Raw genomic sequence first — 13,586 nt, 5'->3', positions numbered from 1 at the left:
AAATATATCTACCTTTTTTAGCCCAATATCCCTGCAATATGGTTAAAGTTCTTCGATCTTAACATCACGATAATAAATTTCAGCACCTTCAGACTGCAATAAAATCCTTCCGCTTGTAATACTGAGGTATTCTCCTTCATTCACCAGTACCCCGTTCACCTTAAATATAAATTTCCCGTTATTAAAGATCACCTCAACCCGGTTCCAATCGCCATGAGGGCGCTCACCATCCTTAATCTTGACAACCTGAGCGTAATCTTTGGGTTCAGTCTGTATCCCGTCCACGAAAGCCGTTACACTGTCGACAAGCCATAAATCACCAACATCGCCTTCCTGTATCTGGCATTCGGCACATTTCGGCCAGATTTTATTGCTCACCAGATCTACATTGAAACAGATCCCTGCGTCTCTTTTCTGATGTTCCCTGGGCGGAAACTTTTTTTCACCCCATTTAAATTCTAGAGAGAGATGAAAGTTCCTGTAACTCTTTTTTGTTGCAATATATCCGAAATCCTGACCGGTTACATGAATTGCACCATTCTCAACTGTAATTACCCCCTGAGGATCCTTGTCCGTACCCTGACGCTGCAAAAATTTCGTCCAGCCCTCCAGATTATTCCCGTTAAAAATGGGAATCATTTTCGCTGGTTGTGCATTCGCCAGCATCCATGGCAGGGAAAACAATAGGAAAATTAGTTTTTTCATAGGTTATCTTTTGAAATTACCGTCCAGTCGTCACTCCCATGCCCCTTCTCAATCCATTCGTCCATTACCTTTGCAATAGCCGGGATCAAAGCAAGCTTCTGTCCGGCCTTATCAGCCGCACTGATCATCAGGCCAGCATCCTTTCTGGCCATATTCAACTCCCAGGAAGGTTGACTAAAGTTGCCCTCCGTTATTTTTTTCATCCTTGACGGCATGGCAGCACCAGGGTTCCAGTTGCCAAACAGCTCAAGAACATCAGCAGCAGGGATATGCAGGGCCTTGGCCAGGGACAAAGTGTCTGAAACGCCGGCCGTCATACTCAAAAGGAAAAGATTGCCAACCAGCTTCATTCCAGCTGCCTTACCTTCCTCAGTCCCTAAGTTGATCAGCCTTCCGGTCATCCCGCTTAACGTTGCATTTAGCTTTCCTATCACCTCCTGATCACCGGAAACCAGCATAGAGCCAGATCCCTCAAGAGCATTCGCGGGCCCCATAAAAACAGGTGCATGCAAATATGTGCAGCCTTGAACTTTCCAATACTTTGTCCTTTCAATAGCCCCTTCAGCGGAAGTGGTCGTATGATCTACAATCACCGCGCCTTGTTTTAATCCGGGAGCCGCCTTGCTCAGCACTTCGTCCACAGCAGCATCATCTTTCAAAGTCAAATGGATCATATCCGCGTTCCTTACCGCGTCTTCGGCTTTTTCAAAGGCCCTCGCCCCAAATTCTTCAAGTGCGGCAGCCCTGCTGTGCGTCCGGTTCCAGACATTTACATCCTCTCCTTTTTGGCGCATAGCCTTCACAAAATTTGAGCCCAGTAGGCCCATACCTAAAAATGCTTTCATTGTAATCAACTAATTAAGGCATAAATATACCCATCCTTTTATTCACAACAGTGACATAGTTGATTTAGAACGCTATTTGTTACGTACCAAACGGAAATAAAAAAAGCTACTTCCCCAGGTATTTCTGGATATCACTCACATTAGGCCCTGTAGATCTTATGATCTCCCTAAGCGCCATCGGCCTTATTCCTAATTTGTTGGCCCAGTATTCAACTTCATAGTTCTCTGCAACATTAACTTGCTCAGAGAAAGGATTTGTTTTCTGTTTAAGCTGCATCATCTTCAATTTGGAATAAACAATACACATCTCGTGCCAAATTGCCCCCTCACAAAGTCTATTTTACACCCCCTTCCGGAGTTTTCCTTTTTATACTTTTATCTGACTAAAAAATAGCTTACCATGAAAAAAGAAGATTTCACAACAACCATACTGGTCGACGCCACACCACAGAAAGTTTTTGATGCTGTCAATAACGTACGCGGCTGGTGGTCTGAAAACATTGACGGAGATACCGGCAAACTCAACAGCGAATTTAACTATCATTATCAGGACGTACATCGCGCCAAAATGAAGATTACCGGATTTGTTCCCAATAAAAAAGTAGTCTGGCATGTACTGGACAACTATTTCAAATTTACCGAAGATGAACGTGAATGGATAGATACCAATGTGGTATTTGAAATCTCTGAAAAAGACGGCAAAACACAATTACACTTTACACATGAAGGATTAGTTCCCGATTACGAATGTTACAATGTTTGTCACGACGCATGGACACATTATATACAAGACAGTCTAAAAAACCTCATCCTGACAGGTAAAGGCAGCCCGACACCTAAAGAGACCGAAGAAGGAAACGCTAAAACAGAGCTGCCGGAGCAGCAGGACCCGGCAAAACAGATGACTACGAAAAGTATCTGCCACAGGCTGCTCATCGAGGCGCCCGTAGAAAAAGTTTATGAAGTCATAACCACACAGAAAGGTCTGGCCGGATGGTGGACTCCGGAAACAACAGCTAAACCCGAAACAGGCAGTATTTCAAGATTTGCATTTGGACCAACCTATTACAAAGAAATGAAGGTAGAAGAACTTAAACCCTACAGCCGGGTAAAATGGTTTTGCCTTAAAGCCGACGAAGAATGGATTGGCACCACGCTTACTTTTGAACTGGAGCCACATCGCAAAGGATCTGTACTATACTTTCATCATGATGGCTGGGCAGCATACACACCAGAATTTGCCGGCTGCAGTTACGACTGGGCGCTTTTTTTCAGGAGCCTGAAATTTTACTGCGAAACCGGCAAAGGATTTCCATATCCGGATTTCAACAAATAACACCGCTGCATTTGCACAAAAATGGCTGTATGCCTATCCGGGCAATACAGCCATTAAACAAACTTAAATTCCGGTAAACCAATACCAGCCTTTATTAATAACAATAGACACGGCAAACGACCGATATACCTATCGCCCCAACAACGCGCTGATCTTTCTTTCAAAATCCGCTTTATAATCCAGGTGATACTGACCGGTAGCCGGGCCATAAAACGAGGCATTGATCTCATTGACCACACCATTTTTATCAATAATGACCGTAGTCGGAAAAACTTTAATTTCTGTCAGCTGCGGCAATGTCTTTTCAGTACGCGCCGGATCTCCAACAGCGACACCGGTGATCAGCATCGGATATTGCACATTAAACTGCTGCTGAAATTTGCGCAGGCTCTTTCTGGACCTCTCCTCATCTGTAGTCAGCTCATAAGCCAGGGCGATAACTTCAACACCACGATCCTTATTCCTGCGGTAATACTCACTCAGAAAAGCCATCTCATCCATACAATTCGGACACCAGGACCCCATCAGCTGCACCACCACCACCTTATTCCTGTACCGTTCACTCTGCAATGAAACCATATTTCCGTCCAGATCTTTAAAACTGAAATTCAACTTTCCGTCACTACCCTCCTTCACCGCAGTCACCGGAGCGGTTAATTTAGCGCCCGCATCTTTGCGGGCGGTAAAACGTTCAGGCACAGAAGCACTGCTATAAAAATACCCATTAATCGTCTCTCCGCTAATTTCAGCAGCAAACAAAAGGGCATGAATTCCATCAAATGTGGATAGGAACAAAGAATCGCCTTTAACGATCCCATCCAGGTAGCGGTAGTCACCAGCCGGAGTCAGCACAGAACCGGTAACAAAATGGCCGTTCTGTACAAACTCTCCCACAGCAGGGCGCTTGGTCTGATTGGCCCTGGTAAATTCCATGCTCCATTTCCCCCCTGCCCGTCCGGCCGCCCCTTGCTTAACATTTGGAAAACGGCCTTTTCCCGCAGTCGCTGTAAAGGGGATGATGATATCTTTAGCCGCACCGCCTTTTATCCAGAACCCGCTTAAGCTGTCCTTTGTAACTGCCTTTACGCTGAAATAAGATTCAAAAACCGGCATCCTGATCAGCATAGAATCCCCTGAAACCACAATACGCTCTGTTTTCATCCGCTCGGTTCCGTTTAAAATGTAACAAGCCAGATCAGCCCCTTCGCGTTTAAAATCCAATCCGAAAGGAATTTGAAATCCGTCTTCCCGCAATAGCGTTGCCCTCCATTTCCCGGGTTCCAAATCGACCTGCGCCGAAGCAGGAAGGGACGGCTGCCGCCAGATTTCCTTTACCGTCTGTTCCACATTAAGGCCAGCAGGACAATCTTCCGAACGAATATTGCCACGGTGACGGGCAGGCTGATTTCCACGCCCCAGCGACACAATTCTGGAAATTGGCATTTGCAGCCAACCCACAGGGTCATTTGCAGCCACCCAGTCATGTGCATAACGCAGCCAGGCATTTCTTTTTTTCTCAGGCAGCAGATAAAACCAGGTGATCTCGTCATAACCCCAAATAAAATGTGAAGCCGTATCCGCCACGCCAGGTTTCCGGCTGATGCCAAAATTATCAAACTCTACAAGATAGGGCAAAGCATCACATTTCCAGCCACTCGGTGTGACACAACCCATGCTCCGCCTGAAAATAGCGTCCAGATAACCAATCTGCAATACACCCTCCATCGGCTTCTCCGGAATCTCCTTTATGCGGAGCGGAAAAGAATTGAAATCCAGTATACTCTTACCATCAACCACCATCCCGCCCTGCGGCGTATGCGCATCCAGCAACACCCAGTGATGCGGAGTATGTGCCCTGGCGTAATTCCGTACTTTCTGAACAAACCCGTTCCAGACCTTCAAACCCGGATCATTCATTCCCATCAAAGCCACTTGGCCAAGATGCAGGGCCTCACAGCCCAGATTCATGTATACACCGCAAAGGTACATTAGCCAAAGTTGTGCCTCAGGTCTCGTGATATCCGGCACACTGCTGCCCTTGCCCCAATGGTTTATGAACTTCCCTTTGACATCCAGCATATCCTCATAACGAAAATTGCGTACTTCCGGCTTACGGCCCAAAGCAATGAAAGCCCAGTCAGGTATGCGCAGCTGGTTTACCTGTCCGGTCACAGCTTCAAATACAGCAGCCTGAAAGATCACCTCAGGATCTTTGCTGTGTACCTCTCTGATCAATGCCATTGCCTTGTTCAAAAAATCAGGATTGGCAAGTGTAGCCTCGTTGCCCCAGCGGTATATCGCACGACCGATGAATTTAGCACCGGTATTGTGGATCAGTCTCACATCGTCCTTCTTATAAGGATATGGGCCATCATTGGCATAGGGATCCACGGCCAAAAACTCAGCCATCGTCACCGCGCGCTTTAGATAATATTCCAGACGCGCTCTGGAAATTCCGGTACTGTCAAACACCTGTCCCCGCACAGCCACCGAACAAAACAATAAAACAATAAGTACAATTTTAGAGATACGTCTCATGGTGAAATCAGGTTACAGCATTTAGGTTCTTTCTATATCTTAAAGGTAAGAAAAAGCAACAGACCATCAATATCAGTTAATAAAAACTCAACAATTCAACGCCCCCAGGTACTGGCTCATCGACGCACTCCGCCTGTCATCCGATACCACCGCCACATAGACTTCCATCCGTTCACCGGCCACCCCGTCAGGCAGGGTCAGCGAAGTGTGCCCTGTTTTGCGCAAAGCCGCATTCAGATAAAAATAAGCCTTCTGGAGTCCCGAACCCTCCTGCACAACCATATCAGGAAAATAAGCCAGTACCATCACCTGGTCTATCGCAAAAGGCCAGCCCAGCGATACATCTGTTTCCCAGGTAAAACCAAGCACATTGCCCTCAAGCACCACAGCCGGATTATCCAAACCACGCAAGCTGCCAAAACTCAGCAACACCCGGGCGTAGTCAACCTCAATATCCGGATAAACACCCCTCAGCGCATGCTTTCTATTGACTGAAAACGCCATATTCATCGGATACATGCCAGCCGATTTAGCCTCCGCCGCGAAACCTATATTTATAAAAAGCTTCATCGCTTTCAAAAAGCCCTTCAGCACTGCAAAAGCATGCCTGTTTGCCAATTCCTTTTCCGTCGGCGGTGCTTGCCGCTTTCCTGCCATCCGCACCACCATTTTATTATCCCGTTTATAAATTACCGTATTGCCCAGCCTGCCGCTCACCGCGCCAAACAAACCATTTTTTAAAATTGCCATAACTTTTTGTTTTTTGATTACAACCAATCCGCGTACTTCGCGATCGTCCTTTTATGTCTCAACTTGCGCATTACACGATCACCATCCCGTGACCCCGCCACATTCGTGTTCCCCTCAATGCCAATTACAAAATCCCCCTGCACCCTTTCCACAATCCCACAATGCGCTATCCTTCCCAATGAAGGAAAATGAATCCCATACACATAACCAGGCTTCACATCCTTCACCACCCTGCCCTTCGGAAACAGCGCCGGGCTCCATGCCGTCCTCGGCAACGGAAAACCCGCCACCTTAAAACAGTGGCTCACAAACGCCGCGCACCAGGGCGCAGGCGATCTGACACCCACGTCATCAAGATATCCCTTAACAGCCCTGCCACAATTTTCAGCACCTTCTTCCCTAACCCCGGTTTCTTTCCGGGCGACTTCAATAACTCTTTCATAACCCTTGTCCTTCTGCTTTACAAAACCGCTACAAAACACCCCACACCAGCCAACAACAGTAGCGCGTACACACCATAATAAAAACCCAGCCTTTGCCATAACGTCAAATCATTAAACTGTAAAACCATACTGCCAATTTCCGGCAGCTCAAACACCAATAAAAACCTGTTAAACAACCACCAGCACAAACCGATCAAACCCAAAAAACAGATCAGGCTGATCACCACCAATACCATGATACTCAGATCCACATAACCCGATGTCATATCAAACCTAAAAAGCAGCTGCTGAACCATCGGCCACAACAGCACCAGGATCACAAACAACACCACCACCTTCCACATCTCCGCATCCCGCTCAGGGAATGCATTTAAAAACAACGTCTTCATAATTTTCTTTTTAATTTTTTAACCACCCTGCTTCACTTCTCCCCTTAAGCAGACTCAGATTATTTGGCCGACGACCTGCGTTCATCATTTGTTTGTGAGAGAAAAACCGGACGTTCTCTGAGGAGACATAGGACTCTGTGCGCTTCTTCAGCGCGCTAGGTCCAGTCTTCGAAGAGTAATGTCCGGTTTTTCAACAAATTACTGAACCACAGTCGCGCCCAAATACTGAGTCGTACTCACCACCCTGTCACTCAAAAACGAGCTCCACACCTGGACATTATCACCACTCCAGTCAACCGGCAGCAACATATCATACGAAAGCGAAGACCTCGTCGCCGCGCCACTCGATACATCCCACTCCTGCTTAGACGGATTGTACACCACAAAAACCGCCTTATCCGTACCAGAACCGATTGCCAGGGACGGAACCGCAGCAGACCATGTAAAATCAAGCTGCGCATCCAGCGTAGTCGCCATGACCACATTCTTGCCCTGGGCCAATTTACCACGGCTAAACAGCACCTTCTGATAATCGATCGTATAATTCGGTGAAATACCAGTAATAGAATTGGCCAGGTTATACTTTAGCGCCGCATTCCAGGGGCTCATTTCCCCATCATAATCCTCAAAACCGATTTTAATAAAACCACTCATCTGGCTCATCCAGCCAGCCATCAGGCTCAGCTGCATCTGAACATTGAGTTGCGCCGCACTCGGCGGTCTGTTAGACTTTGCCGGACGCATCCCAAAGACGTTCCTGCCTTTGACCACACGACCAACGTTGTTTCCGGCCCTACCCTGCATGTGGTAATACGGGCCTCCTAATAAAAATGCCATAAAATTAATTTTTCCAATGATTAATAAAACTGTTAATTATCATGTTCCGCATCCCCTGTGCACCGGCTTTGCATAAACATGAAACAAACATAATCCGATCAAACCATCAGAAAAATCAATTGCCGCAACTTACCCCGACTTGCCGGAATCTGCCCCTCTTACCTCAGCCTCATCACACTTGCCTTAGAATAAAACCGTGTCCTGCCCAGCAGCCTGGTATCAAACACACCCGAAATGTAATAATTGTAAAGCGTGCGCTGACTGATCGAAAGCAGCTCCATCACCTCATCAGCACGGAGCCACACATCCGCAAACGCTACCTCAGCAGGCTCCTTTGCCCGCAGATTTCCTTTTCCAAACTCATCCAAAAGCGCAGCAAGCAGCTTTTCAATCCTTATCAAGATTGCCTTCATAAAAAATAAAAATATTAAATGTGAATACCGCTGAGAGGCGGACATCAGGCCCGACAAGAACGGGCAAGCAAAACAACCCTCAGAGAGGAGGAAGATGTTTAGATAAAAATCAGCGGACCATTTTAAGCAGGTTCGCCACTGCTTTTTGAAAAGTTGTTACCGTGCCGCTCCACGAAAACACTGGCTTCTTAGCATCAGGATCAATCGCTTTGTTCCAAAGCCGGACAGTGCCCTCCATATCCGTAAAACTGCAGACCATCGCCCAGTCACCCGACCGTTTGTCACAAAGATCCAGGCAGTGAACATAATACAAACCTTTGCCGATCTTTGTACAGATTAGCTCTAGCTGATCGACAAACTCAGGGAAATTCCACATGTGGTTGATCCGGTAAAGCTGCCTGTCATTTTTCATCACCAGGCACGCCGTCCTGTTGTGCTTTGGGTAGAGCAAGAGAATTAATTTTTCATTCATCTAATAAGTTTTTAATTAATTGTAATTCATGTTTATGTTACAGGGAAAACTGATTTACTTAAGGCGCTCTTACTTTCATATCTGGTTTAATTTACAGGACAAAATTATGTAAAAAATAGCCTAAAACACTAAATAATTTCCAATATTTTAAAATATAATTTATTCATTATCAGATGATTACTGAACAAAAAAGCCATAGTGATGTCACTACAGCTTCTCTGCTATATTCAGTAAATTTAAGCCGGTCTTAAAGCCTTTTACAGTTCCTTCATCGTCAGGTCACCATAGTCCTTAAAAAACACGAACAGGTCTTCCAGCACGTGGGTCATTGTCATGATTACCATATTTTTCATTACCCTTTTGCCATATTCCTTACTGTCCTGTGTTTTTATCCGCAACGAAGTACCGTACAACCGCAGCAGCAGCTCAAGGCAGCTCTTCTTCAGGTCATTCTGCTCATTCAGTACCGTGTCAGGATCGACGATCAAACGCATTTTGATGCTGCTTTTGATCGCCTCCATGTCGGCCCGCATGTGCTCACATTCCAGTCCCGGATCATAAAACTGGTCCTGCTCCACTATGTTGAGCAAAATATCATAATATTCTAGTTCCTGCATTTTATATTGTTTTATTTTTATTATTCGTCATTGAGAGTTCCCCCTGTCATCCGCAGCGAATAGCAAGGATCTAAATGAAGCCAGGGGAGAAAAAGTACAAACTCCCCCGGACTTCGACATTTGCAAATCACCACCGCATCACAACGGCAATATTTTTAATGTTTTTTATATCATTGTAAGTTCAGCCAGTTCTTCTTTCATTGCTTTGGCCTGTGTTCCGTAAAACTCCATAATACTCTGGCCTATTTGATTGGTATTCAATACTTTAACTACATTCTTAGTGCCTAGGTAAAACAGATATGCTTCATCTCGTCTAGGCATATGCCCGGTTGTTTTAACCACTAGCTTGCTCAGACTCAGCATCCCCAATCACCGTCAACAGGGTTACGGAATGCTTTTAGTTTGCGGTCACCGATAATAGATTGGAATAATGGGCTAGCGGTAAATTTTATCGTTTTGTTCATAGTTTCTATTTTTTATTAGAATCATTTTTAAAGATGCCGAAACAGAACGCTCATAACTGTCCCGGACATCATTTAACAACTATTGTTGATGGCGTTAATCAAATTTTATTTCTTAAAAGGTGGAGAGGAGAAATACCTCTCCACCTTTTAACCCAATCAATTATATATTTAAAATGGCTTTAAAATAACAGCACTTGTACTAGGATATCCGTACATGCAGTATTGATGCAATCCCCAGTAAGCACTTCCGTAAGCCTGGTAATAGTTGAAATTTGGTTTCCACTCAAAACCATTCCAAAACCGCTCGGTTAAAACCATACACACTGCATCTGTTCCATATTCACACTGTTCATAGGGATTTTGATTATCTGGCAACAATGTATAATTATCCGGGTCCAAATAATCGTTTATATCATACGATGGCGATGGGCCATTGTAGATAAAATAATAAGAATACTCCGGGTCAACTGCCTTTGCGTTTTTTACTGCATTAAACTTACCAGGCAATGTAAAAGCCATTGCGGTAAGCACTACCGTGAAGGCCAAAATGGGCATTAGGAATCTTTTAAACTTCATAGTTTTAGCCTCCCTTTTCAGAAAAAGGAGAAAATTTAAATGAATAATATTGGTTAGTCAGATTGGGTTTTTACTTTAGTTGAACTGAAAAATTTACCTCCTCCGGCGGAAGACATTGTGATGAATCACACGTCATAAAACTTACCTTCCCTGTCAATGTTGTTGGCGTTGCCTTTTTCAATTTTACTACCTGTACAAAGTCAACTTTTCCTGAAAAATAATGCACATCAACGCCAAACGCTTCTTCGTGCTTTTTCTTCATTCCGCCTATTTCCTTTGCTTTGCCACCCAGCAATACATTCGGATTTTTATTGAATGTGATTACTGTAGGTTCTGGTCCGCCCTCGGGTGTCCATTGGCTGTAAGTTGTCCAGCCTTTGTCAATCGTGGCAGTCATGTGTACTTCGTACAAACCAGCGGATTTCTTTGCCGCAGTAAAGCCCCATTTCACTGGTTTTAAGACTTGGGCTTGTGCGCTTGCTACCAGTAGCGTAAATGCCATGATAAATAAAATTCTTCTCATAACTAAAAATGATTTACTGTCATCACCCCAAAAGCATTCGTGCCCGTTGTAGTGCCTTGCAAGCCTTTTACAATCAGGCTTACATTTTTAAACCGATTGGTGGCATTGGCGGTGAAATTAAATGTGGTAATCAAAACATCGGAAGTAGCATCTCTCAGCTGAAAAGAATAGATTGTACTTGCAGCGGTTGCAGTATATTTCTTCCAAACCCCAAACTCTTTGTAAGGTAAATTGTCCACCTCATTGCCTGTTACAGTAACTATTTTAACTTTCAATGGCACACTGTTCGGTGAAAGATTAATAAATCGCACATTCACCACGCTATCTGCCTTGACAGGAATTCTATCTGTAAAAGCTATAAAAGGAAAATTATTTTCTTCTTTTACAATGGCTTCAAACGTAGGTGCCTGTCCAATTACATACATCGTATATAGAGGCGAATTAAAGCTGATCGTCTGCTCATATAGTTTAACTGTTGTATCAGCCGCATTCACTACTTTAAAGGAAACAGATTTCCTTTCCAATGAGTATACTCTTGTCTTGCCAGAAGCAACAGAAGACTGTTTTGAATAAACCAGATTCCAACCAGGATCAACTTTTACAGCTAAGTCTAAGGCTGTATTCACAATCCTAATATCGGTGTTCAATACCGGTGTTGTGTCTTCCTTTCTGCAGGCTGATAGTATTACTAAACTCGCTATTATTATTGCATATCTTGTTTTCATTTTAGTTGATTTTAAAAATTATTATTCAATTTTTGCTCGATCTGCTTGCTCAGAATTTTTCCATAATGGCTGTTCTTCTGTAATTCTGATAATCTTTCATAAAATAACTTCTTCATGGCAATTGGAGGGATGAATTTCCCAGTAGTATAAGTCCAGGTTGCCAACATTGCAGGCAAATAAATGGAATTAGGCATTTGATCCATCACCGCTGCAATGCTGGCCCTACTATATGCCAAGATAGTGTCTGGTGGTGCAGTCATTGCAGGAAATTTTGTAGCAAAAGTTTCAGTCATCAATTTCTTCCTGATAGCCTTAGCAGCAATGAAATCATCATGGAGATTAGAGCCTGTAATTTTAACATTAGGCCACTCTTTTAATGCACCAAAAATTGCTACATTATCTTTTTGGTCTAAAAATAATTGCAAATTCTCTACGAATTCGGTTTTGATGCAAATAAGGTAAAACTCCGGATGGACAGGCAACTGTATATTTTTAAATGTAAAAGTGTTCTGCTTGGCTATACAACTGGAAATAGTATCGATCTTTCCAAAACTTTTAATCAAGATATAAAGTTTACTACCACTCTTTAAGTCGGTAATATGGCCAGTAATTGTAAAGCCTTTTTTTGTTTGCGAAATAACATCTGACGGGATGCAGTTAAAAATCAAGCAAAATAGAAGTATAATGAATTCTTTTTTCATTCCTAGTTCGATTTGGCTTCACTCAATAATTCTGCAATCTTTTTATGCAAAGCTTCTCCCCGCAGGCTTCCACCGAACGTTGGCACACTTGATCTTGCACAATCAAAAGCTATTAGTTTTCCTTTATTATCGATTAGAATGTAAGCTGGGATAGCTTTTAAATCAAATAATTTATTTACGGTCAAGCCTTCTTTGTTCTCAATTCCATGATCCCAAATAGTTGCATCTTCATGAAGCGCTTTTTTCCAATCGGACGTTTTCTTATCAAGTGATATTCCTACTATATTTAATCCTTTGGGGTTGTATAGGGTATAAAGTTCTTTCAATCTCGGAATTTCAGCGCGACAGGGGCTACACCAAGATGCCCAGCAATCAATTAATGTAAATTTACTTTTGGATGCAATGTCAAGAATTTGGATTTGTTTTCCTTCGGGACTTATAATATTAAAATTCGGAATTTTACCATTTTCGCGAATAGCACCAGATTCGCCTCCGTTATCAAGCGTATTCTTTAATTCTACCCCGTAGTAGCTTGCTTGTGCACTATGGGTCAATTGCTTATACGCCAAGCGTTGCTCCTCATACCCATTTATCATATTTAGAATGACATATGGTGTATACAAAGAGGCAGGATTATTCGATATCAAGGCCTGCTTTTTATGCTCCATATCATCATTCAGAGCATACATTTTCTTTAATCGATCATCCTGTCTCTTTTTTAAAGCAATAATAGTAATCGAATCACCTTCCAATCCTGCTTTTTGCATCTGGAATGCAAAACCTTTTTCCACTCGATTTTCCATAGCGGCCTTTTTATAAACCGAAGCTTGATCCATTAGTTCTTTATATTTTTCATGCCCCGGGGATCCCCTGACAATTACTTTCCGATTTCCAATAGTACCTGAAACTGTAATTGGCCTATTTTCAAGAAATATTGCTTTGGTAGATAGATTAGATACAAGAGTATCGACCCGAATGAAATGAAATCTTCCATCGAGTGCTAACCTTCCTGTGAAGGTGAATCGGTCACCTTTTGAAAAGGTTCGTGCCACAGTATCCTCCTCTTGCGTGGTTAAATATACCTTTGCGCCATCCGGAAGGCCTTTCAGCTGACCATTTAATGTAAAACCGTCATTTTTTTGGGCTTTAACCCTGATGGAAAGACCAAAGCCTAATATGATTAATAATATAGTTAGGTAATTTTTCATGATTTTATTACTTGAATGTGTAAGAATTTAATTAAGCAAGTATA

18 protein-coding genes are annotated in these 13,586 nt (G+C 43.4%); 1 reads left to right on the top strand and 17 read right to left on the bottom strand.

Going from position 1 to position 13,586, the window contains the following annotated elements:
- Positions 1-42: 42 nt before the first annotated feature.
- The 3 genes from QEP08_RS02915 to QEP08_RS02905 all read right to left on the bottom strand — a co-directional run bounded on the left by QEP08_RS02915 (position 43) and on the right by QEP08_RS02905 (position 1,830).
- The gene (locus tag QEP08_RS02915) at positions 43-705 is read right to left on the bottom strand and encodes a 3-keto-disaccharide hydrolase (RefSeq protein WP_285055531.1); all 663 of its coding nucleotides are present in this window, start codon (positions 703-705) and stop codon (positions 43-45) included.
- A complete protein-coding gene (locus tag QEP08_RS02910; protein ID WP_285055529.1) occupies positions 702-1,550 on the bottom strand; it encodes an NAD(P)-dependent oxidoreductase in 849 nt (282 codons plus the stop codon). Before QEP08_RS02910 ends, QEP08_RS02915 begins: the two co-directional genes overlap by 4 nt.
- Before the next feature lie 106 nt (positions 1,551-1,656).
- On the bottom strand, positions 1,657-1,830 hold the full coding sequence (locus tag QEP08_RS02905) for a DUF3606 domain-containing protein (RefSeq protein ID WP_285055527.1): 174 nt from the start codon (positions 1,828-1,830) through the stop codon (positions 1,657-1,659).
- Between the two features lie 120 nt (positions 1,831-1,950).
- Here QEP08_RS02905 and QEP08_RS02900 point away from each other — a divergent pair, with 120 nt between their 5' ends.
- A complete protein-coding gene (locus tag QEP08_RS02900; protein ID WP_285055525.1) occupies positions 1,951-2,886 on the top strand; it encodes an SRPBCC family protein in 936 nt (311 codons plus the stop codon).
- A 129-nt stretch (positions 2,887-3,015) separates the two neighbouring features.
- On the opposite strand, the gene QEP08_RS02895 is transcribed toward QEP08_RS02900, so the two are convergent.
- From QEP08_RS02895 to QEP08_RS02830, 14 genes are all read right to left on the bottom strand, one after another.
- Complete coding sequence (locus tag QEP08_RS02895) at positions 3,016-5,424, bottom strand: peroxiredoxin family protein (protein ID WP_285055523.1); 2,409 nt, start codon at positions 5,422-5,424, stop codon at positions 3,016-3,018.
- 87 nt (positions 5,425-5,511) lie between these two features.
- Positions 5,512-6,174: a DUF6266 family protein gene (locus QEP08_RS02890; protein ID WP_285055521.1), complete on the bottom strand. Its 663-nt coding sequence runs from the start codon at positions 6,172-6,174 to the stop codon at positions 5,512-5,514.
- Positions 6,175-6,191: 17 nt separating this feature from the next.
- Positions 6,192-6,716, bottom strand: a complete 525-nt coding sequence (locus QEP08_RS02885) for a C40 family peptidase (RefSeq protein WP_285055519.1) — start codon at positions 6,714-6,716, stop codon at positions 6,192-6,194.
- A complete protein-coding gene (locus tag QEP08_RS02880) occupies positions 6,635-7,006 on the bottom strand; it encodes a hypothetical protein (protein WP_285055516.1) in 372 nt (123 codons plus the stop codon). Before QEP08_RS02880 ends, QEP08_RS02885 begins: the two co-directional genes overlap by 82 nt.
- A gap of 198 nt (positions 7,007-7,204) precedes the next feature.
- Positions 7,205-7,843, bottom strand: coding sequence for a DUF6266 family protein (locus QEP08_RS02875; protein WP_285055514.1), 639 nt, complete (start codon positions 7,841-7,843; stop codon positions 7,205-7,207).
- 158 nt (positions 7,844-8,001) lie between these two features.
- On the bottom strand, positions 8,002-8,256 hold the full coding sequence (locus QEP08_RS02870; protein ID WP_285055512.1) for a MerR family transcriptional regulator: 255 nt from the start codon (positions 8,254-8,256) through the stop codon (positions 8,002-8,004).
- A gap of 109 nt (positions 8,257-8,365) precedes the next feature.
- Positions 8,366-8,728, bottom strand: a complete 363-nt coding sequence (locus QEP08_RS02865; RefSeq protein ID WP_285055510.1) for a hypothetical protein — start codon at positions 8,726-8,728, stop codon at positions 8,366-8,368.
- Positions 8,729-8,985: 257 nt separating this feature from the next.
- The gene (locus QEP08_RS02860; RefSeq protein ID WP_285055507.1) at positions 8,986-9,345 is read right to left on the bottom strand and encodes a hypothetical protein; all 360 of its coding nucleotides are present in this window, start codon (positions 9,343-9,345) and stop codon (positions 8,986-8,988) included.
- A gap of 165 nt (positions 9,346-9,510) precedes the next feature.
- Positions 9,511-9,666, bottom strand: a complete 156-nt coding sequence (locus QEP08_RS02855; protein WP_285055505.1) for a hypothetical protein — start codon at positions 9,664-9,666, stop codon at positions 9,511-9,513.
- A 311-nt stretch (positions 9,667-9,977) separates the two neighbouring features.
- Positions 9,978-10,385, bottom strand: coding sequence for a hypothetical protein (locus QEP08_RS02850; RefSeq protein WP_285055502.1), 408 nt, complete (start codon positions 10,383-10,385; stop codon positions 9,978-9,980).
- A gap of 70 nt (positions 10,386-10,455) precedes the next feature.
- Positions 10,456-10,908: a protein-disulfide reductase DsbD domain-containing protein gene (locus QEP08_RS02845; protein ID WP_285055499.1), complete on the bottom strand. Its 453-nt coding sequence runs from the start codon at positions 10,906-10,908 to the stop codon at positions 10,456-10,458.
- Positions 10,909-10,910: 2 nt separating this feature from the next.
- Complete coding sequence (locus QEP08_RS02840; RefSeq protein ID WP_285055497.1) at positions 10,911-11,633, bottom strand: hypothetical protein; 723 nt, start codon at positions 11,631-11,633, stop codon at positions 10,911-10,913.
- Between the two features lie 11 nt (positions 11,634-11,644).
- Positions 11,645-12,334: a DUF4369 domain-containing protein gene (locus QEP08_RS02835; RefSeq protein WP_285055494.1), complete on the bottom strand. Its 690-nt coding sequence runs from the start codon at positions 12,332-12,334 to the stop codon at positions 11,645-11,647.
- 2 nt (positions 12,335-12,336) lie between these two features.
- Positions 12,337-13,542, bottom strand: coding sequence for a TlpA disulfide reductase family protein (locus QEP08_RS02830; protein WP_285055491.1), 1,206 nt, complete (start codon positions 13,540-13,542; stop codon positions 12,337-12,339).
- Positions 13,543-13,586: the final 44 nt, after the last annotated feature.

The sequence above is a fragment of the Pedobacter ginsengisoli genome, assembly GCF_030244015.1.
GTDB classification, from domain to species: domain Bacteria; phylum Bacteroidota; class Bacteroidia; order Sphingobacteriales; family Sphingobacteriaceae; genus Pedobacter; species Pedobacter ginsengisoli.
This window is presented reverse-complemented; position numbering and strand designations above follow the sequence as displayed.

Bases quoted from the DNA above. Each gene is read 5' to 3' on its own strand.
- QEP08_RS02915 (WP_285055531.1), bottom strand. From the start codon at position 705: ATGAAAAAACTAATTTTCCTATTGTTTTCCCTGCCATGGATGCTGGCG.
- QEP08_RS02910 (WP_285055529.1), bottom strand. From the start codon at position 1,550: ATGAAAGCATTTTTAGGTATGGGCCTACTGGGCTCAAATTTTGTGAAG.
- QEP08_RS02905 (WP_285055527.1), bottom strand. From the start codon at position 1,830: ATGATGCAGCTTAAACAGAAAACAAATCCTTTCTCTGAGCAAGTTAAT.
- QEP08_RS02900 (WP_285055525.1), top strand. From the start codon at position 1,951: ATGAAAAAAGAAGATTTCACAACAACCATACTGGTCGACGCCACACCA.
- QEP08_RS02895 (WP_285055523.1), bottom strand. From the start codon at position 5,424: ATGAGACGTATCTCTAAAATTGTACTTATTGTTTTATTGTTTTGTTCG.
- QEP08_RS02890 (WP_285055521.1), bottom strand. From the start codon at position 6,174: ATGGCAATTTTAAAAAATGGTTTGTTTGGCGCGGTGAGCGGCAGGCTG.
- QEP08_RS02885 (WP_285055519.1), bottom strand. From the start codon at position 6,716: ATGGCAAAGGCTGGGTTTTTATTATGGTGTGTACGCGCTACTGTTGTT.
- QEP08_RS02880 (WP_285055516.1), bottom strand. From the start codon at position 7,006: ATGAAGACGTTGTTTTTAAATGCATTCCCTGAGCGGGATGCGGAGATG.
- QEP08_RS02875 (WP_285055514.1), bottom strand. From the start codon at position 7,843: ATGGCATTTTTATTAGGAGGCCCGTATTACCACATGCAGGGTAGGGCC.
- QEP08_RS02870 (WP_285055512.1), bottom strand. From the start codon at position 8,256: ATGAAGGCAATCTTGATAAGGATTGAAAAGCTGCTTGCTGCGCTTTTG.
- QEP08_RS02865 (WP_285055510.1), bottom strand. From the start codon at position 8,728: ATGAATGAAAAATTAATTCTCTTGCTCTACCCAAAGCACAACAGGACG.
- QEP08_RS02860 (WP_285055507.1), bottom strand. From the start codon at position 9,345: ATGCAGGAACTAGAATATTATGATATTTTGCTCAACATAGTGGAGCAG.
- QEP08_RS02855 (WP_285055505.1), bottom strand. From the start codon at position 9,666: ATGCCTAGACGAGATGAAGCATATCTGTTTTACCTAGGCACTAAGAAT.
- QEP08_RS02850 (WP_285055502.1), bottom strand. From the start codon at position 10,385: ATGAAGTTTAAAAGATTCCTAATGCCCATTTTGGCCTTCACGGTAGTG.
- QEP08_RS02845 (WP_285055499.1), bottom strand. From the start codon at position 10,908: ATGAGAAGAATTTTATTTATCATGGCATTTACGCTACTGGTAGCAAGC.
- QEP08_RS02840 (WP_285055497.1), bottom strand. From the start codon at position 11,633: ATGAAAACAAGATATGCAATAATAATAGCGAGTTTAGTAATACTATCA.
- QEP08_RS02835 (WP_285055494.1), bottom strand. From the start codon at position 12,334: ATGAAAAAAGAATTCATTATACTTCTATTTTGCTTGATTTTTAACTGC.
- QEP08_RS02830 (WP_285055491.1), bottom strand. From the start codon at position 13,542: ATGAAAAATTACCTAACTATATTATTAATCATATTAGGCTTTGGTCTT.